At 40.9% G+C, this 19,831-nt stretch carries 21 protein-coding genes; 9 read left to right on the forward strand and 12 right to left on the reverse strand.

The genetic code is table 11. The annotated features are described in order from the left end of the window. Nucleotides 1–6: 6 nt before the first annotated feature. The 3 genes from RMY27_RS13570 to RMY27_RS13580 all read right to left on the reverse strand — a co-directional run bounded on the left by RMY27_RS13570 (nt 7) and on the right by RMY27_RS13580 (nt 1,734). Nucleotides 7–516: an NUDIX hydrolase gene (locus RMY27_RS13570; protein ID WP_322663945.1), complete on the reverse strand. Its 510-nt coding sequence runs from the start codon at nt 514–516 to the stop codon at nt 7–9. A 344-nt stretch (nt 517–860) separates the two neighbouring features. Beyond that, entirely contained in the window at nt 861–1,328 is a 468-nt protein-coding gene (locus RMY27_RS13575) for a hypothetical protein (protein ID WP_322663947.1), read from the reverse strand. Between the two features lie 103 nt (nt 1,329–1,431). Further along, a complete protein-coding gene (locus RMY27_RS13580) occupies nt 1,432–1,734 on the reverse strand; it encodes a hypothetical protein (RefSeq protein ID WP_322663949.1) in 303 nt (100 codons plus the stop codon). 155 nt (nt 1,735–1,889) lie between these two features. On the opposite strand from RMY27_RS13580, the gene RMY27_RS13585 reads away from it, so the two are divergent. Then, nucleotides 1,890–2,120, forward strand: a complete 231-nt coding sequence (locus tag RMY27_RS13585; RefSeq protein WP_322663951.1) for a hypothetical protein — start codon at nt 1,890–1,892, stop codon at nt 2,118–2,120. Nucleotides 2,121–2,248: 128 nt separating this feature from the next. Here the strand turns inward: RMY27_RS13585 and RMY27_RS13590 are convergent, their stop codons facing one another. From RMY27_RS13590 to RMY27_RS13620, 7 genes are all read right to left on the reverse strand, one after another. Continuing rightward, the gene (locus tag RMY27_RS13590; RefSeq protein ID WP_322663953.1) at nt 2,249–3,652 is read right to left on the reverse strand and encodes a glycoside hydrolase 100 family protein; all 1,404 of its coding nucleotides are present in this window, start codon (nt 3,650–3,652) and stop codon (nt 2,249–2,251) included. Nucleotides 3,653–3,714: 62 nt separating this feature from the next. After that, complete coding sequence (locus RMY27_RS13595; protein ID WP_322663955.1) at nt 3,715–4,524, reverse strand: glucose 1-dehydrogenase; 810 nt, start codon at nt 4,522–4,524, stop codon at nt 3,715–3,717. 241 nt (nt 4,525–4,765) lie between these two features. Further along, nucleotides 4,766–5,428: a methyltransferase domain-containing protein gene (locus tag RMY27_RS13600; protein WP_322663958.1), complete on the reverse strand. Its 663-nt coding sequence runs from the start codon at nt 5,426–5,428 to the stop codon at nt 4,766–4,768. A gap of 142 nt (nt 5,429–5,570) precedes the next feature. After that, the gene (locus RMY27_RS13605; RefSeq protein WP_322663960.1) at nt 5,571–6,926 is read right to left on the reverse strand and encodes an APC family permease; all 1,356 of its coding nucleotides are present in this window, start codon (nt 6,924–6,926) and stop codon (nt 5,571–5,573) included. Nucleotides 6,927–7,542: 616 nt separating this feature from the next. After that, complete coding sequence (locus tag RMY27_RS13610) at nt 7,543–7,971, reverse strand: hypothetical protein (protein WP_322663962.1); 429 nt, start codon at nt 7,969–7,971, stop codon at nt 7,543–7,545. 293 nt (nt 7,972–8,264) lie between these two features. Beyond that, complete coding sequence (locus RMY27_RS13615; RefSeq protein WP_322663964.1) at nt 8,265–9,152, reverse strand: DMT family transporter; 888 nt, start codon at nt 9,150–9,152, stop codon at nt 8,265–8,267. Nucleotides 9,153–9,158: 6 nt separating this feature from the next. Next, nucleotides 9,159–9,386 (reverse strand): hypothetical protein, encoded by a 228-nt coding sequence (locus RMY27_RS13620; protein WP_322663966.1) that lies wholly within the window; start codon nt 9,384–9,386, stop codon nt 9,159–9,161. A 218-nt stretch (nt 9,387–9,604) separates the two neighbouring features. On the opposite strand from RMY27_RS13620, the gene RMY27_RS13625 reads away from it, so the two are divergent. After that, on the forward strand, nt 9,605–11,113 hold the full coding sequence (locus tag RMY27_RS13625; RefSeq protein WP_322663968.1) for a PLP-dependent aminotransferase family protein: 1,509 nt from the start codon (nt 9,605–9,607) through the stop codon (nt 11,111–11,113). Between the two features lie 266 nt (nt 11,114–11,379). Here the strand turns inward: RMY27_RS13625 and RMY27_RS13630 are convergent, their stop codons facing one another. Then, nucleotides 11,380–11,577 carry an NblA/ycf18 family protein gene (locus RMY27_RS13630; protein WP_322663970.1) on the reverse strand — a complete coding sequence of 66 codons (198 nt, stop codon included), beginning with the start codon at nt 11,575–11,577 and terminating at the stop codon, nt 11,380–11,382. Between the two features lie 265 nt (nt 11,578–11,842). Here RMY27_RS13630 and RMY27_RS13635 point away from each other — a divergent pair, with 265 nt between their 5' ends. Further along, nucleotides 11,843–12,640: a peroxiredoxin-like family protein gene (locus RMY27_RS13635; RefSeq protein WP_322663972.1), complete on the forward strand. Its 798-nt coding sequence runs from the start codon at nt 11,843–11,845 to the stop codon at nt 12,638–12,640. Between the two features lie 962 nt (nt 12,641–13,602). Further along, a complete protein-coding gene (locus tag RMY27_RS13640) occupies nt 13,603–14,019 on the forward strand; it encodes a response regulator (RefSeq protein ID WP_322663974.1) in 417 nt (138 codons plus the stop codon). Here RMY27_RS13640 and RMY27_RS13645 read toward each other — a convergent pair whose 3' ends face one another. Next, a complete protein-coding gene (locus tag RMY27_RS13645; RefSeq protein ID WP_322663976.1) occupies nt 14,020–14,418 on the reverse strand; it encodes a DUF6335 family protein in 399 nt (132 codons plus the stop codon). Between the two features lie 466 nt (nt 14,419–14,884). Between RMY27_RS13645 and RMY27_RS13650 the strand changes: the two genes are divergently transcribed. The 5 genes from RMY27_RS13650 to RMY27_RS13670 all read left to right on the forward strand — a co-directional run bounded on the left by RMY27_RS13650 (nt 14,885) and on the right by RMY27_RS13670 (nt 19,776). Continuing rightward, nucleotides 14,885–15,982 (forward strand): DJ-1/PfpI/YhbO family deglycase/protease, encoded by a 1,098-nt coding sequence (locus RMY27_RS13650; RefSeq protein WP_322663978.1) that lies wholly within the window; start codon nt 14,885–14,887, stop codon nt 15,980–15,982. Between the two features lie 105 nt (nt 15,983–16,087). After that, nucleotides 16,088–16,786 (forward strand): SRPBCC family protein, encoded by a 699-nt coding sequence (locus RMY27_RS13655; RefSeq protein WP_322663979.1) that lies wholly within the window; start codon nt 16,088–16,090, stop codon nt 16,784–16,786. A gap of 42 nt (nt 16,787–16,828) precedes the next feature. Next, nucleotides 16,829–17,998, forward strand: a complete 1,170-nt coding sequence (locus RMY27_RS13660; protein ID WP_322663981.1) for a zinc-dependent alcohol dehydrogenase — start codon at nt 16,829–16,831, stop codon at nt 17,996–17,998. Between the two features lie 62 nt (nt 17,999–18,060). Beyond that, nucleotides 18,061–18,444 (forward strand): hypothetical protein, encoded by a 384-nt coding sequence (locus RMY27_RS13665; protein WP_322663983.1) that lies wholly within the window; start codon nt 18,061–18,063, stop codon nt 18,442–18,444. 162 nt (nt 18,445–18,606) lie between these two features. After that, nucleotides 18,607–19,776: a zinc-dependent alcohol dehydrogenase gene (locus RMY27_RS13670; protein ID WP_322663985.1), complete on the forward strand. Its 1,170-nt coding sequence runs from the start codon at nt 18,607–18,609 to the stop codon at nt 19,774–19,776. Nucleotides 19,777–19,831: the final 55 nt, after the last annotated feature.

Raw genomic sequence — 19,831 nt, forward strand, 5'->3', positions numbered from 1 at the left:
TTCTATTTAATCTTGATAAAATATTTGCACAAGTTTGAGCAAGTCACTTTTTGCAGGCTCACCGCCATACAACCATTTTATTAAATCGTCAGGAGATAACCAAAAACTTTCAATAAAATCATTTTTATTGTACTCTGGGCTACAATCTAATTTAATTTCATAAATTTTCATAAAAGCAGATACTTGATATTGATGTGGTGCTAAATATCCCAAAAGTCGAACATTAAGTATGTTTAATTCTAAGTTCAACTCTTCTTTAAGTTCACGTTGTAGAGCATATTCATAGGTTTCTCTGGTTTCAACATGACCCCCCATACTGACATCAAGACAAAGGGGAAAGATACTTTTGTGTGTAGAACGCCGAGGTATCCACAGTTGACCTAATGAATTAACAATAAAAGCATTGACAACTCGAAAATTGCATAGTCTTTGACTATATATTTCCGAACGTTTCTTCTGCCCAATTATGCAATCATTCTCATCTACAATGTCGAGTATTTCATCATTTTGTATCATAATTAAATTTCTCTTAAATTGAAATTTACTGATTAAAATATACGCCAATGTTAATAACTCTATGCAATCTTAAATGTTGGAGTGCATTCAATACTTCTCGATTTGTGAATTTTTGATTGGGAATCGGGCTTTGGGAAAAGGAAAAAGGGGAAGGGTTAAAGGTTTTTCCTTTCCCTTTTCCCTTCCCCTTTTCCCCAAAACCCGAGAAGTCTTGGGAGTGTATTACTTTGGAGTGAAATGCCCAACAAAGTCAAATCGAACAGTCGCCAGGAGACGAAGATAAATAACTTTTGACTACAATCGTTAGTCCACTTTTAGCGAGAGCCTTTCATTAATTTGGCTCTCTAGCTCAAGAAAAATTTTCCAGAGATTGGATCTTGCTTGAGGGATTGAATAAAATCCTTTAAAGTCATCATGCTGCCTGTTAAAGTGAATTTAGGAGTGCCATTTTGAGCAACAATTCTCACTTCACTGTCTTGGATCTGAATCTTATTTTTAATACTATCCCATAGAGTATCAAAGCTCTCATCATCCTTACAACCATTGGCTTCAAGGAATTTTTGTCGTACTTCTGTTTTTAGTGCTAGTGCTTCTGCTGCTTGAGTACGCGCCTCAAAGTGCTTAACTACATCTTCATAAGTACTTTCTCTCAGAGTTTTGTTTTCAGCCAGAACTTGTTCTAACTCAGTTTTGATGGCTTTCAGTTGGGATGCTAAAGCGGCTGATTTTTGATATTCAACTTTTAAGGCTTGCTTTGCATTGGCTAACAAGGTTTTATAATCTAGCTGATCTTGATTTTTTTCGGATTGCATCTTTATCTCTCGATCAACACATTTTCGGCGATCAGCTCTCGTCAGTTATATAACAAAACTGGCGAGAGCTTAGTAAATATTGTCTGTGTTATCTGAGTTTCAGCTATTGCACCAATAATGGTGATTCAGAGTGAGGATTCTCCTGAATACTACTCAAACTAGAACTAATGTGGGAGCGGATAGCTCGTTCATAAACACTAGTTTGCTGAGTGCGTACCCCTACAGGCTGATATATTAAGTTAACTTCTGGAAACTCAGACCAATACATTAAAAAGATGTCTTTAGCTGGAGTAATAATTTCATAATTATTCTCTTGTCTTTTCTTTCTAAGTTTACAATTATTTAATTGTAATTTTTGTCTGAATAGTTTTTCAAATTCTGGAATTAAATCTGAAGTAGTTTTCATGGTTAATACACGTTAAAACGTGTTAAGGATGCAAAGACGATCTGATGATATTACTAAGTATGACACTTCAAATACCTCTTACAATATAGTGTATCAGTTATCGGGTATTTGAAAAGGGGATTTAGAGGCAGAGTCACTCGTTAGGGTACTCTCTGATGGAGAAGCTGGCTGTGCGATCGCTGGAACCTTTTAATCAGGATTTTTTAGTACAAATATACTATTTACTAACTTATACTTACCAAAAGTTTGCTCGCTTGCAATGTTATGTCAGTATAGCTAGTACAGCCGGAAGTTTGACTACCTTTAACCAGTTGTTCAGAACAACTTGTCTGCCTATTGTCTGCTCAATTGAGATAGTAGTTGGATTTACGCGTTTGCTGTACTAGTTAGCAGAAACACCCTGTATAATTACACCACTAAATCATTTTTGGGGTAAAACTTTGCCAGGTATTCATTACCTAATACTGTTCGGTTCAGGCAATGGACGCGATGAATCGCCGTCTCTACAATCTACCTACAGGCTACAGCCTGGCCCTTCAAGACCCTCTGCAAAACTGATTAATTCCAAGTACTCTGGATTTTCCACCAGCTTTTTAGCAGCTAACAATCCAGCAATGCTCCAAGTTTGATAAATTCGGGCTTCTTTGCCAATTAAACGACCATTGTTGCCATCGTAGTATTCCGGGAATTTATCTCTAAATAAACGCCTTTCGGCAATAGCGATCGCTGCTTGAGCAAGTTCTGTTCGCTCTGCTTTCAGTGCCGCAGCAGTAAATAACCACAGTAAAACGGGCCAGTTACCGCCGTTGTGATAAGACCAAGCCCTGTTTTTAGAGTCACATCCTGTAACAATCCTCCACTCTAAACCATCCATTGCGGGAAAGCAAATTTTAACAGGCATATAGCCGATTAAGTCTTGCCAACGCTGGGCGAATAAATTCATAATGCTTTGAAATTCTTTAACGCTGGCTAAGGAAGTTAAAATTGCCATCAGATTTCCCAGAGCAAAAAAGCGAAAATCTATCCGTCCCGGCCCCAGATTTCCGGCTAAATATCCTCCAGTTTCGGGCAACCACTCGGTCAACCAACTAGGAATTGATTCTGAGTTGATGTTGAATTTATTAACAATTTCTTTACCAAATTCGTTATCTTTGTAACGATAGATTTCCCCCAATCGCTTTAGGTCTAGCCAATAATAGTTGCGGATATGATATTTCAAAGATCCCAATCGCCTATTGACTTTGCCAAGGTAGCTATCGCCATCCCCATCTGGTAAAAGCAATTCACCAGCAGCCCTCAAAGACGCGTAGAATAACACCTGAATTTCTAAAGGATGTTCGTAAACTCCCATACGACGATCAATCATAAACGCGCCATCGGGAACTAACATTGTTGGGTACATGGAAAACCGATGTACTAAGCAAAGATCCAAAATTAGTTTGATCCCGGCTTGAAAATCTGGCTGACGCGCTAGTGACAAATCGCCTGTAGCTTTTTCATAAGCTCGTAGCAGGAGAATCCACCACATACAAGAATCAACTGGGGGAACACGAGCGATCGCTAGTTCACCAAAATCAGCGACCAAAAATTCCTCATTCCCATTAGAGTGTACTTTGAAACTGGCGGGCATTAATCCTGCTCCTGGTTCAAAGCAGTCTATCTGCTTTTCATGACTTTGTAGTTTCAGTGTTTCTACTAAGAAATTACGCACAATCTCTGCTTTGCCGTGCATGAGAAACACTAAGGCAGAAGGGACAAAATCGCGAAGAAAGCACTGGTCATAATTGAGTGCATCTGCCTCCGCATCTTTGGCAGCTACAGTCCCAATGGGTTTTCCTTGGTAATAAATTACGGAATCTTCCAATAATTCCCAGGCTTCTGCTTCCATCTGACTGTTCTTATCGATCGCGCTAGTCATGGGCGTTTAATTCCACTAATGGTATGTATCGGCTTAATTGTGGAAAGTACGCCAGCCTAACCTCAAGCTGACCAAGATTCCCGGAAGTCAGCATATAGAGTCAGTCCACCATCTACAAATAGCGTTTGTCCGGTGATGTAGGCGGCTTCATCCGAAGCTAAAAAAGCTACTGCGGCTGCCATCTCCTCTGAGGAGCCAGCACGCCCCATTGGGATGTGACTTTCCACGATCGCCTTTTTTTCGGGGTCATCTATCCAGGCTTGATTTATTGGCGTGACTGTTGCTCCGGGGGCAATGGCGTTGACACGAATACCTTGCTTGGCATATTCCAATGCTAAAGTTTTGGTGAGGTTTCCCATCCCACCTTTGCTAATGGAATAACTGATATACATCGGTCGCGGAATAATTTCGTGAACGCTAGAAATATTAATAATCACCCCCGGACGATTAACAGACAGGAGGTGTTTAATAGTTTCACGGGCGCAGAGATAAGCACCCCGGAGATTGACTGCAATTACCCGGTCAAAGTCTGCTGTGCTAACTTCGTGGGATGGACTTTCTATTTGAATGCCAGCATTGTTAACTAGAATATCTAAACTACCAAATTCCTTTACTACGGTGTTGACCATTTCAACAATGTCTGATTCTTGAGAGACATCTCCGTGAACCAGCAGCGACTTCACACCACAATTTTCGATATTTCCGCAGGATTTTTGCAATGCCATCTCTTCCGTGTCTGCTGCGGCATCAGGGTCTTTGCGGTAATTGATGGCGATGTTGCACCCTTCTTCGGCGAGTCTGATAGCGATCGCCTGACCGATACCTGAAGTTGCACCTGTAATTAAAGCATTCTTCCCTTTTAAGCCTATCATATTTCCTCTCTAAGCTGCCCTGATTTGAATTTGCACTAGTCGAACAATTTTGGATTTTAGATTTTTAACGACATTTAATGCTTGTATTGTCAACTCCTATTGGAGGTAATTTAAAGTAAAAAAATAAATATTTGATAATTTTGAATTTCTGAAAACAATTCTCAAAAATCAGGCTACAGATTCAAGAGATGGAACCTTAACTTGAATCTGACGCCTCTTAATTACGAATTGGTATTAATCCCTATCGCAAATTCGCTGGCACTTGTTCAGGGACTACCCAATAGTAAACAGTTTTGCCCTCTACATTGAGAGTCTGCTGTGGTTTCCAATCGCCCATATCGAAGGCGTGGGAAACAATGCGAGTCCCAGGTTTAAGGTCTTTCAACAGCTTGGGACGGAGTTTGGCGTTGATCTCTGGCAGTAAATAAAGTGTAACTACTGTTGCTTCGCTAAAATCAGTGTTGAATAAATCTTGTTGGACAAACTTGACGCGATCGGTTACTCCTGCCTTTTTAGCATTCTCATTAGCTTCTTTGATGCGATCGGGGTCAATATCTATACCGATGCCGCGTGTACCAAACTTTTGTGCCGCAGTATTCACAATTCTGCCATCACCACTACCAAGGTCGTACAACACATCATTTTTACCCACTTTTGCCACTTGTAACATTGCATCTACCACTGGCTGTGGTGTCGGTACATAGGGAACATCTCCAGGACGTTCTTGGACTTGAGTTGTGGGAGTTGTCGCCGATGGTGTTTCGGTTTCGGTCTGACCTGTTAAAGTAGAAGGTTGTTGTGTTCCGGCTTCCAAATCTTGTTGTTGCGGCGTACACCCAGCAATTCCTAAACTGGTAATACTAACGCCTGTAACCAGTAAAAACAGAATTTTTTTGAAGTCCATGAATTTTCTCCTTTGTCAATAGTTATTGGGTATTTGGGTATGGGGGCATTGGAACAGGCAGAGGGGAAAGAACTTAGTGCTATTTCTCCTCTTCTCCCCTGCTCCTCTGCTCCTCTGCTCCTCTGCTCACTCATCTCACGTCCTATCCTTGCTTGACGTAGTCATTCCAGAACAACACGGGAATACCTGCTGCCACCACTAAAACACCTGTGATCGCTCCCACGCCTGTATAAACCAAGCTGGAGTAAAGCAAGTAGCCGCAGACGGCACAAAATAGTAATGGTGTGAAAGGATAAAATGGCACGCTGAATGATCGTGCTATGTGGGGTTCACGGATTCGCAACACTAGCAGTGATATGCCGGAAAGCAAGAAGAAAAACCAAAATATTGGGGCAGTGTAATCCACCATTGTTTCAAAACCTTTGCGGGTGAACGTGCCCAAAAAAACCAGTATTAAGGCGAGCGTTGCTTGCAAAAATAAAGCATAGGTAGGGCTACTTGGACGTTGTTTCCAGTGTCCCATAAAACCAAATAGCGAAAAATCCTGTCCCAGTGCGAAATTGGTACGCGCTCCGGTAAAGATCGTGGCGTTGGTTGCTCCTAAAGTAGCGATCGCAATCAGTACACTAATAAATAAGGCTCCCGGTGCGCCCCAAAGAGAACGCATTAAATCTGCGGCTACTGCTTCCGATTGGGCCATGTTTGCTAATCCTAGCCCCCGCAGATAAGCCAGATTGATTAGCAGATAAATGGCAGTGATGATCCCAATACTCCACATTAGCGATCGCACAATGTTGCGTCGTCCGTCTTGAATTTCTGCGGAGATGTAAGCCGCTTCATTCCAACCGCCATAAGATAGCAACACAAACACCATTGCCAGTCCCCAGGTTCCCGATGATGCAGATTCTACAGGGGTGGCAGAATTAGGAATGGCGGTAAGCCCAAGAATCACTACCAGCAACAAACCTAGAACTTTTGCTGCACTTAGCAAGTTTTGTGTCCACTTCCCCTGCTGCAAACCGATGATGTTTAAAGCAGTTAAAAGTGCGATCGCTATGGCTGCATAAATAGAAGACGAAAACCTTCCCAGCCGCCATATCTGAGAAACATAATCGCCGAAAACAAATGCCAACAGAGCAATAGAACCAGTTTGAATCACCATCATCCGCGCCCAGGCAAATAAAAAGGCAACTCCCCGCCCGAATGCACGTTTCAAATAATAGTAAGTACCACCAACATCGGGATAGACAGTTGCCAACTCTGCATAGCACAGCGCTCCTACCAGAGATACTACACCGCCAATTAGCCAAAAAAGCAGTACCGCAATATTACTACCTGCTTGATTTGCCACTAGAGCCGGGGTTTCAAAAATTCCCGCTCCGATGACAATACCGACAATTAGAGCCACTGCGTCTGGTAATGTCAGGGATGGTTTAGGTGTTGCTGCTTCAGTTGATGTTGTTTGATCGAGCAAATTGTAGTTTTTACGTCTACTCACATTACTTCCTTATTAGTGTTGAGTTGGGACTTTTGGCTTTGTTTTATAGTCTTTGTTCAACAGAGGAATCATCTATGTACTCCAGATTCGGGAACTCACGATTCAATAAAACCTTTGAGATTGGGGATACCAGCCCAAAATTTAACTTTTGAGAAAGTATCTATACTTTTATGATTAACAATAAATATGACGAGAAAGTGACAGCCACCAGTGATATATCTTCAACCCGTAATCTCCATAAATCCAGATTAAGATTAATCTCTGTGCATAGCTTGCCGCCGTAGCTATCGCTCTAACTTCTTTTGCTAGACAACATTATTCCCCAAGTAGCATAGAAAATTTTAATTGGTAAAACGTCTTCCCATAGTGAGATTTATATTAATCTAAAGAAAGATTGACTAATGATGCATAATCATGCATTTTTTAAGAAAAACCTATTAACGCTATGCATAATTTTTATAGCAGAAACGTTTTATTGATTTATAATCGATGCTTGCTTGATTTACACCCTGCTGTACTACAGACAGCGATCGCTCCACAGTTTCGATTAAGTATGGATGCACATTTGTGCACTGTTAATTAATAAATAATATATCAGATTTTTATCCCTAGTTCTTTAGTATCTGCTACTGGGAAAAAGTAAAATATCTATTGCTTCACCTACTGCCAAACCCAATATAGCTAAAACAGTTATAATCCAAAATGAATCTAGTTTATTGCAGCCAGAAAAGCGCATTTCCAAATCAGCTAACAGCGTAGTAGCCAAGGGGATAATAAAGAGCCTTAATAAAATCGACCAAGTTGCTACTAAAGCAATTGATATACTTAAAAACAAGATGACAACTAAAGTTTTCGAACCAAACTCAACTAAACGCTCTAACCAAGAAAAGCTCTTTCGTACTACAGCTATAACCATAGCAACAACAAAAGCTCCTACTAACCAAATAATATGATTAGCAGCGAGATACCATCCCAGGAGAATGTAAGCCAATAAGAGTAATACTAAAGGCATCAAAGGAATCCTGTTAAAAAATTCCATATTCATACTGCCAAGGCTTATAAAAATACCAGGTCAATCTCTTAATTCTATTCAAAAAATGTTACTACTAAAAGTTTTAAATATACCAGCTTCGCTCAGGATGTTTCTCTATCTATAGATCCAATTGAAGCAAATACTCTTTCATCATGACAATATACAGCAGAATTCAGGAGGAAAACACGCTTTCTACTTGGGTAACAGACTTAGCTTGTGTACCTCACCAAATTGAAAAACGCCTTGTTTCTCGACAATTAAAAAATCTTGTATTCTGACCCCTGAATTCTGTTTTGATAACCTAGTTAAATCTTGCGTTCAATTAACGCCTGTTTTCCCACCACGATGCTAGTAATCACAATACCAGAAACTAGCAGCATCAATGGCGTAATTTGTTCACCTAATAATAGCCCAGAAAATATAATCGTTAAAAACGGTTGTAGTAACTGTATCTGACTAACCCTTGCAACACCACCGATACTCATCCCGTGATACCAAGCAAAGAAAGCCAGGAACTGACTGAAAATACTGACATAACTAAAACCCAACCAAGCAGTTGGTGAAGCAACTAATCCGTGCTGAAACACTGTGTATGTTACGGGTATAAGCAAAATCGGAAATGCTATAACTAAAGCCCAACAAATAACTTGCCATCCTCCCAAAATCTGAGCTAAATATCCTCCTTCTGCATAGCCAATAGCAGCTGCGCCTACTGCGCCCAACAAAAGTAAATCTGCTCCCTGAATTTGTCCCGCGCTAGAGGTAAAAGCAAATAAAACAACGGTTGTACTACCGAAAATACTAGCGAACCAAAACTTTCGGGAAGGACGCTCTCTACCTTTAAGTGTGGCAGCAATGGCAGTTACCAAAGGAACAAGCCCTATAATTACTGCACCATCTGTCGCTGGTAATTGCTGCATTGCCCAAGCTGATAGTAATGGAAACCCCAAAACCACTCCGGCTGTAATAATTAGTAAGCTCCCCCAGTGTTTGCTTAGTGGTAAAGGCTGACGAGTTACCCACAAAACAATCATTGCCAGAACGCCAGCAACTACTGCACGTCCCAACCCGACAAAAGTCGGATCGAAGTCAGCAACGGCAGCACGAGTTGCTGGTAAGGTAAGGCTAAATCCCAGCACACCCAAAAAGCCACAACCGAGTCCCAGTGTTTCTGGATTAATATTTCGGATCATGCTAACTTACTTGGTATAATACTGGGTTTCAATCCACATTCGCATTTCAGCTTCAGAGCCAAAACAAGCAGAACGTCCTGTCATCGGGTCATAGGCGTGCCAAGAACAATCCCCATTGGCAAGGTGATTTTGCCAAACTTGCAACTGAGAACTGCTTGCCATTACTGTAATTAAGCTATGCCAAAATTCTTGAAGTTTTGATTTTAGTAACAACCATTGATCAACTATCTTCATAGAAAAGTCCTTTTGGCTCAATTGAGCATCAGATACTTTCTAGATTCGCTTGGAAAAATACCAGTGAGAAGGTACAGATTTGTCCAATTTTGACTGGTACAGTCACAGTATTTACAACTGTTCTAGTCAAACTGCACTCAACTGTACCAGTTCAAATACAAAAAAATCCCTTATATTGCCTATAATCCCTACTATCATCCCGAAGGAAGGGTTTCACAGTGAATATTCCTTTAGATCGGCACTCATCAACCCCGATATATCTACAGATTCGCAACTATCTCAGTCGTCTGATTCAATCTGGCAAAATACCAGATGGGCAAAAACTTCCCTCTATTCGGGTGATGTCTACGAGTATTCAAGTTAATAAGTTGACTGTAATTGAGGCTTACAGTCTCTTAGAAGCTGATGGTCTCATCCATGCTCGTCAGGGTTCAGGCTATTTTGTAAACCGTACAATCACAGTATTACCTAGCCTGACTTTGCGTTCAACTTTTGCCCCGTCTCAAGAGGTGATAATTTCACAAGGTGGAGGGTCATTTTTTGAGCAATACACAGCTTCAATTCAAGCTCGACGGCAGCAAAACATTATTGAGTTCAGTTCCGGTTTTCCTTCTACTTGCATTTCAGATAACCTGCAACGGGTTGCAAAACGAGCATTGGCTAATGCAGGAGATATCCTTTTTAGAGAAGACTTTCCTCAAGGACAACTTATGCTGCGGCAACTGATTGCTCAGATGTTAGTTCAACAAGGATTAGAAGTTACTGCTGAAGACATAATTATTACTACTGGCTCACAGCAAGCTTTATTTTTAGCTATGCAATATTACCTGCAAAAAGATGACTGGGTGATTGTAGAAACACCAACCTATCATGGAGCATTGGGAATTCTCGAAAATTTACAGGCCAAAGTTATAGGAATTCCCATGACAGCAGAGGGAATGAATTTAGAATTGTTGGAGCAGTATCTCAAAAGTCACCGACCAAAATTAATTTACACCATTAGTACTTTACATAATCCAACAGGTATTACAACCTCCCAAACTCATCGGCAAGATTTATTAAAATTGGCACAACAATACGAGTGTTTTATTTTGGAAGATAATGCTTACGAAGGGTTAAACTTTCAACCTGTTCCTCCTCCTATCAAGGCACTAGATCGTCATGATTTGGTCACTTATATTAGTACATTTTCAAAAACCTTAATGCCTGGACTACGAGTTGGTTACATGGTGGTGACAGGTGAGCATCATCAATCTCTGGTAAAGCATAAATTACTCAATGACTTGCATGTTTCTACAGTATCCCAGATAATTTTGAGCGAATTTTTAGCATCGGGACATTACCGCCGTCACTTGAATCGTTTACGTATTAATAACTTGCAAAGTCGGAATGTGATGTTGCAAGCTTTGGAAAACTACTTTCCGGAAGCTATCACCTGGACAATTCCGAAAGGTGGCTTATTTCTGTGGACTCATCTGCCATACTATTTACCTATTCAAGCAATTTGCTCTGAAGCCTTATCTCACAATGTCCTTGTTGCTAGTGGTGCTGCATTTTTTCTAGGGCAAGGGTATCCAGCCATGCGCTTGAACTTTTGCCAAACACCAGAGGATATTGAACATGGAATTAAGATTCTTGGTCAGCTAATTAAAAATTATTTAACTAAAAGTTTTATCAGTATAGGTTTGTCATCTCAACGCGTAAGTGTATCGTCTATTCACTTATAGTCATGTTCAGTTATATATCATTTATTAAGTGGTGAAACGCCGAGCGCGCCAATACTAACCTATCAATTAAAGTCACTATTTCGCAGACATTAGTTCAATTGGAGTGCGAAGGTACTTCCAAAAAATAAAATCAGCAATAAATAGAATAATAATCAATTAAAAACATGGGAGAGAGGAGCAGCCAATGGCTGCTCCTCTCTCCCACAAGTTTCTAACAATATTTCTTTGTCGCTGCTAAATTCAAAACATTTATTTGCTTGTTTGCTTTAACCCAATATTGAGTCTGAATCAAGTTCCCATTGATGTTTGAGCAATTCTTGGTAAGTCGTTTCTCGAATTATCATCTGCTTATAGAGCATAAGCAAAAACTCTTGAGCTTGTTCACACGACATCTGCTGCACTTGGTCCGCAAAAGTTCTAAGGCTAAATTCTTGTTCTAAAGATAATGTAATGGGTTGATTCATCGCAGGATTAATCGCCCAACTAGGCGAAAACTAAAGGGTCAATGTTGGCAATCTTGAGAAGAAGCATTCATATCTAGCTGCCGTTAGCAGTAATACACTCATCAAGCGGCCTACTGGGTATTCCCTTACTTAGCGGTGTCAAACCTAAATATGAACTTCTGTTAACTAGTATAACAAAATATTTACAAAATTGAGATGATGGCATATTAATGCTTTAGTACATCCTGTGTCACTGATCCCCCAAATATCCGAGTCATCATTTGTCATGAATCCTTACACTATCCTTAATCAGACTAGACTTCAGCGTGTTAGTGATGCCATGACTCGCCCCCTACTAGAAAATTGCGAGACTGCCTCATATATCCTTGTTTTAGTCTGGCCCCAACTTGGGGATTTTGATAGTCTTGAATATGCGTGGTGGTTACAGCGCGAAGCTAAAAAATTGTCGGATGAAAAACTAGCTATTCGTGCAGTGGGAATTGGTAATCGCGCCTCTGGAACAAGATTTTGTGAATATACAGGATTTCCACCTGAAAATTTATTTGTTGAACCTAATGGAGAACTACATCACCAACTCAAACTTTATTCAGGTCTCAATCTTCCTCTCCCTGGACTTTCCCCTGCTCAGAAAGCTTGGCTAAATCTAGTGTTAATGTGTGCAGGGTTTGGAAGTCCTGGAACGCTAAGAGAAGTTTTTCGCGGATATAAGGGAGATCGTCAAGCCCCTCAACTGATTGAAGATGATGAAATTATTCAAGCTACTCCTTTACCTGCTTTTCAAGGCTCGTTTTTCCAATTAGCTGGTGGAAGTGGGTTTCAACGTCCGTTTGAATTAGCTACTCTACGGCTACGGAATATGGTGGAAGTTTTAAGCAATTGGCATACTTATGTACCTAATTCTGCCTACTTAACTCAGCGTGGTGGAACTTTTCTGTTTGATACCAAAGGCCAGTTACTTTACGAACATCGAGATCCAGGAATTCTGGGCTTTGCTGCTAATATGAGTCAGCCCCTATCATTTTTATCCTCGATCGAAACGGAATTAGCTGGGCTTGGGAATTAATTTTAATCTCTGCTGTATTTTTACAGTATCAGCATATTTGAAAACCTCTTCAATAATCACTAGCAACGAAAAACAAAAAAGTCTTCAATAATAATATTGTTGGCTTTTTTTGTTTGTATACTTAAATAAATTGTTCTATCCTTATCAATCGTAACCTCACTATTTTATCCTGCGCTTGCATCTATTACTCAATATGATTTTCCTGACAATAGTTACAGATCCAAAGAAAAACTGATAAACCAGTTAGTTTTAGTTACTGGCGTAAGACATCCATTTGTTGCCATTTCTAAACGCTTTGTGCAATGGTCTGAATATGCCGGAGACAAAGATAAATCGGTTTCTCCTAATCGCTGGATCTGGGAGGTTACAATAGTAGGATGCAAGGCATCGCAAAATCAAACAAGGAAATATTATTATCAGGCAATTGATGCTGAATTGAGAAGACTGATAACCCAATCTTTGGTTAAAGAAGACAAGCAGTTTGCTGGGGTACAAACCGACTGTTGTATAGGGTATCAGTGAGAGTTTAAGGTAAAAGGCATTTTGTCAATCAGTATTCAGAATGAATTTTGACTCCTGACTCCTGACTCCTGAATTCTGAATTATGTTGAAAATTGAGATAGGTGAGGACTTTCTAATAACGCTTGAATTTCATTTGTGCGAAGTGGTCTTACAGTAGGAAAATAGATGAAGGAGTAGTGACCATCAAGCTATATGTTTGAAATTATGGTGTTAAATCATTTCTTGTTAAAAGAGCCTGCTTCGGTATCTCATCAGCACTCCCAGCACATCAATTTACTTTTGTGAATCCCAAATCTGCTCTAAAGGGTGTAAAAGTCATAATAATTCGTAATTGATAATGACGCTTGCGGACTCGCTAACGTAATTCGTAGTTGTAATCACTGCTTGCTCTGTACTCTCTTAATTACGAATTACGAATATAGCAAGCAAGGATAAATCAAATGTCATTTATTATGCAAACTTCTGGAACTCTTACTGGTTTAGATATCTTGGTAGTTGAGGATGATGATGATACTCGCTTTTTTATCACTACTGTCTTGGAAATGGATGGAGCAACAGTTATAGCAGTGATATCAGCAGCAGATGCACGTAATGTATTGTCCGAATTGCAACCTGATGTTTTAATTAGTGATATCGGGTTGCCTGGGGAGGATGGCTACACTTTTATCACCAAATTCCGTGCGCTTAAAGCAAATAAATGTGGACGAGTCCCGGCTATTGCTTTAACAGCATTTGCTGATAGTGAGGCTCGTATCCGTGCCTTGGAAGCTGGCTTTGACACTCATGTATCTAAACCGGTTGCTCCAGAAGAACTAGTCGAGATAGTGGCTAATTTAGTTGCTTCTTGTAATTGGTAATTATTCTCCTCGGTCTTGATAATCTTCAGAAGACTTTGGATCTAACTCCCAACGATCGCCATCACGATCCTCTAAAATATCGTTGGTATGGAGAAACTCAGAATCAGCCATTTCTAGCCCTACTGCGGCTTCTAAGTCCTCTGTTACATTTTTATCGGGAGTGGAAGTACTGCCACCAACAGCTTCATCTCCAACTGCATCTGCATCTTGCCAATAAGCATCAACATCCCCACCAGTCAGTTCAGGACTAGTTTCTGTGTACTCGTCTCTTTCTGCTTTTATTGAGCGTCCGCCAATATTGTATCCTGGCAAGTCTTTCACACCAGTACCGTAGGATTCGGTAATCTCTTGTGGCAAATCATTGGTTTTAATTTTGTCAGGATGATTTTTTTCTGCCATGATACTAGCCCTTTTCTGCATTCTCACAATAACGTTTTCTTTTTACAAATTTGTCTAACTAGAGGTGTATAGCTGATAAAATAATCTATCCCCTGGGAACGACGCTAAACTAGCGATCGCACCATAATATTGTAACTATGAATTCATGGTCAAGGAACTTGTAGTTGAAGTTATGAGTTAGAAGTTATCAAACCGAAATTATTTATTGGCGAGCTTTTCACTCATAACTATTTTCTGATTGGATAAAAGAGAAAAACAAAAAATTAAGTTTAGCATTTTAACTCGGAATTTGAATTTGTAACTAAACTAAATGCTAAATAATTAAATAAGTTTAAGTAGCAGATGCTCCTAATGAATAGATAATTCAAAATTATTTATTCAAAATAAATCTGACTATTTAACTGTCTTAATCGATAAACATTGTTGTAGTTAGTTAAAAACTAAAAGTAAAAACGTAAGAGCATCTATGACTGAACAGAACAATCACTCCGGTAAGAAAAAAGTTGCTATCCTCATTGAACAAGCAGTAGAGGATGCAGAATTTACCGTTCCTTATAATGGATTCAAACAAGCGGGAATGGAGGTAGTAGTCCTTGGTTCCCGAATGAATGAAAAATATAAGGGTAAACGCGGCAAACTTAACATACAAGCCGATGGGACTACAACAGAGGCGATCGCAGCAGAATTCGACGCTGTAATAATTCCCGGTGGGATGGCTCCCGACAGAATGCGGCGGAACACCAACACAGTACGCTTTGTCCAAGAAGCTATACAACAAGGAAAACTAGTCGCTGCTGTTTGTCATGGGCCACAAGTTTTGATTGAAGGCGACTTGCTCAAAGGTAAACAAGCCACTGGTTTTGTCGCTATTGCCAAGGACATGATTAACGCTGGCGCAAAATATCTAGATGAGCCGGTGGTAGTTGACGGAAATTTGATTACATCTCGTGAACCTGGAGACTTGCCAATTTTTACCACAGCTATTTTGAGCCGTTTGGGTTATGGTGGCAAAGATGCTGCATTACCAAATGAAAAAGACACAAGTGCTGAATGGTGGAAGCTGGCTGATGCTTGGGGTGGCTCAACTAAAGGTGAGATCACCAAAGGTTTAAATAATGCCCTTGCTGGTGAACGTTATTCGCTAGAAGCATTTGAAAACTACTTGCAAAAGGAATCAGATAACGAAGTTAACTCAGTCTTTCAAGAAATAATTGCTAATAAACAGCGCCACATTGAAAAACTGGAAACTTATCTTCAGCTATTGGGCGAAAAACCCTCTTTAAGCGCAAATATTGCCAATCAGTATGCCAAGGTCAAAACTGCCATGACCGGAAGTGATGACATATATCAGTTACGTTCTGCTTTAGGTGATGTGCAAACTGGTATCGGCGATATTGGCAATTTGTCTGCAATGTTCACTGACCCAGTAGCAACTGCTATTTTCAAAGAATTTTACCAAGATTTATTGAAATACGAACAGCGATTGGCACAGTTGTATCGGGCGCGAATAGGCGGTCAGATTCAGCCTCCTAAGCCGACTACAGGGGCTGCTGTATCAATGTAAGGTTTTTTGAACGTAGACGGCTACCGAAGAGGCGCAAATAATGCACAAGAAAGAAGAGGGTATTCGCGCCTCTGTGGTGAATTTACAGTAATGGAGATATAAAAAGTGACTTCAACATCAGGGGATAAATCAAGTACAAATCAGCCAGAAGCTAGTGAAGTAGAGCGTTGGGCATCCCTTATTGGTGGCGGTGCAATGGTGCTGATGGGTTTAAGGCAAGGTTCATTGCGAGGAGCGCTGACGGCTTTAGCAGGTGGTGGTTTGGTTTATCAAGGTGCAACCAAGCAAAGCACAATCCAGAAAGCGCAGGAAGCAATAGGTCTAAACCAACCCATCAAAGTTGAAAAGACGGTAACAATTAGGAAATCAGCAGAAGAATTGTATCGCTTTTGGCACGACTTTGAGAATTTGCCTACATTTATGAAGCATCTCAAATCTGTCAAGGTGTACGACGAAAAACGTTCTCATTGGATTGCCAATGCACCTTTGGATAATACCGTAGAATGGGATGCAGATATTCTCGAAGACCGAGAAAATGAATTTATTTCTTGGGCTTCTGTAGAAGGTGCAGACGTAGATAATTCTGGTTTTGTTCGCTTCACAAAAGCACCAGGCGATCGCGGCACGGAAGTGAAGGTTGTTTTGGAGTATAACCCCCCTGGTGGAGCATTGGCAGCTACCGTAGCTAAACTTTTTGGTGAAGAACCAGAACAGCAAATTGGCGATGAATTACGCCGCTTCAAGATGCTAATGGAAGCAGGCGAAATTGCCACAACCGAAGGTCAACCTTCTGGACGCAGCTAGTTATTTCCCCAATGCCCAATGCCCCATGCCCAATAATTAATTATGAAAGCAGTTTGCTGGAACGGTGCTAATGATGTGCGGGTACAGTCGGTACCAGATCCGACAATTCTCAATCCGCGTGATGCAATTATTAAAATTACTTCCACGGCGATTTGTGGCTCCGATCTACATATATATGGTGGCTATATTCCCACAGTGCAACAGGGTGACATTATTGGTCACGAATTCATGGGGGAAGTCGTGGAAGTTGGTAAGGGAGTCAACAATTTAAAAATAGGCGATCGCGTAGTTGTTCCTTCCACAATTGGCTGTGGTAATTGCCATTATTGCCAAGGTGATATGTGGTCATTGTGCGATAATTCCAATCCCAACGGTTGGATTCAAGAAAAATTATTTGGCAATATCACCTCAGCCATTTATGGCTACTCCCACATGCTAGGTGGTTATGCAGGCGCACAAGCAGAATATATCCGTGTACCTTTTGCCGATGTGGGTGTCGTCAAAGTTCCGCCAGATTTGCCGGATGAGATGTTGTTATTCATCTCCGACGCTATCCCCACTGGTTATATGGGTGCAGAATTATGCGATATCCAACCGGGTGATACTGTAGCCGTTTGGGGTTGCGGTGCTGTTGGACAATTTGCCATGATTAGCGCCTACATGATGGGAGCCGAAAAAGTGATCGCGATCGATCGCTTTCCCGAACGCCTGGAAATGGCGAAAAAGTTTGCCAAAGCAGAAGTGATTAACTACGAAGAAGTTAATGCTGGCGAAGCGTTGAAAGAGATGACTGGTGGTCGTGGCCCCGATGCTTGCATCGATGCTGTGGGTTTAGAAGCACATGGTGTTGGTTTAGAAGACTTCTACGACCAGACAAAACAAAAGCTCAGATTGGAAACTGACCGTCCCCACGTTCTGCGGGAAATGATGGTTGCCTGTCGTAAAGGTGGGACTCTTTCAATCATGGGTGTTTATGGTGGTTTTGTAGACAAAATACCATTAGGTGCAGCTTTTAATAAAGGTCTAACCTTTAGGATGGGACAAATGCATGGACAAAAATATATGCATTTGTTGTTGCAGATGATTTTGGATGGAAAACTTGATCCATCTTTTGTTGTCACCCATCAATTGCCTTTAGAACAAGCACCCCACGGCTACAACATCTTTCAACAAAAAAAGGATAACTGCATCAAAGTTGTTCTTAAACCCTAAATGGCAAATAGTCATTTAGAGTTTTGAATTGTACACCCAACATAATGTAATTGAGGTTTTTTATGAATCGAGTAACTTCTTGGCTACGAAATATTCGCATTTCCCAAATCGTTGTAGTTTTCCTAGTAGGATTTATGTTTTTACTGGGTCAAGCTTTTACCTACGTTAATGTAGCACAAGCTGATGTTAAAACTCCAGAGGGTACTTATTATAAAGGAATACCAGACGAGCTAAATAATTCCCAAGGAGATACTGGGCATGGATTAAAAAGCGCTGCTGATAATATCCGCGAGAAGCTAAATTTGGATGAAGAGACTCCTCGCTCTACAAAAGAATTTCTTAAGTCTGCAAAAAATAAAGTCGAAGAAACACTTCAGCCATCAAGTGGACAAAAAGAAGGTTATTACCAAAATCCTCCTAGCAAGCAACTAAGAAATAGAGTCTAGACTGGTAGCAACTTTTGAGTCTAACATTTTGACTCATACACTGCAAAACAACCTTTGATAATTTACTGAGACGCGATAAATATCGCGTCTCAAAGTCAGGCTAAATCGAGTGTTTATCTTGATATTAACGAGCCAGAAATAATAATTAAGGACTAAATAATTATGAAAGCAGTTTGCTGGCACGGAGCAAACGATGTGCGGGTAGATACAGTTCCCGACCCCAAGATTATCAACCCACGCGATGCCATCGTTAAAATTACTTCGACGGCAATTTGTGGTTCTGATTTGCATATTTACGACGGCTACATTCCCACCATGCAAAAGGGCGATATCCTTGGTCATGAATTCATGGGGGAAGTTGTAGAACTTGGAAGTGCAGTTAAAAATGTGAAGGTAGGCGATCGCGTCGTTGTTCCTTTCACTATATCTTGCGGTAGCTGCTTTTTCTGCAATCGGGATTTGTGGTCATTGTGCGATAACTCTAACCCCAATGCTTGGTTAGTAGAAAAGCAAATGGGACATTCGCCAGCAGGTCTATTTGGCTACTCTCATTTATTCGGCGGTTATGCCGGTGGTCAAGCAGAGTATGCACGAGTACCCTTTGCCGATGTAGGCTTGTTCAAAATTCCCGATGGTTTAACGGATGAGCAAGTACTATTTCTAACAGATATTTTCCCCACAGGCTACATGGCAGCCGAAAACTGTAACATCAAACCCGGTGATATTGTTGCCGTTTGGGGTTGTGGCCCAGTCGGACAATTCGCCATCAGAAGCGCATATATGCTAGGTGCAGAACGTGTAATTGCCTTTGACCGCGTTCCTGAACGTCTGCAAATGGCTAAAGAATACGGCAAAGCTGAAGTTCTCAACTACGAAGAAGTGAATATTGGCGAAGCACTCAAAGAAATGACTGGCGGTCGTGGCCCCGATGCTTGCATAGATGCAGTGGGAATGGAAGCACACGGCACAGACTTTATGGCGATGTACGACCAGGTAAAGCAAGCAGTACGTCTAGAAACAGACCGTCCGACCGCATTACGGCAAGTAATAGTATCTGCTGCTAAAGGTGGTCACGTATCACTTGCGGGTGTGTACGGTGGCTTTTTAGATAAAATTCCGATGGGCGCTGCCATGAACAAGGGATTAACCTTCAAAATGGGACAAACGCACGTCCACAAGTATCTAAAACCCTTGCTAGAACACATCCAAAACGGTGATATTGATCCAACCTTTATAATCACTCACAGCTTACCTTTAGAACAAGCGCCCCACGGCTACGAAATTTTTAAGCACAAGAAAGATAACTGCATCAAAGTGGTACTCAAACCATAGTGGGGAATGGGGAAGAAGCAAGGAGAAGGGGGCAAGGGGAAGAATACAAAATTAC

The organism is Nostoc sp. DedQUE09, from assembly GCF_034530915.1.
GTDB lineage: Bacteria > Cyanobacteriota > Cyanobacteriia > Cyanobacteriales > Nostocaceae > Nostoc.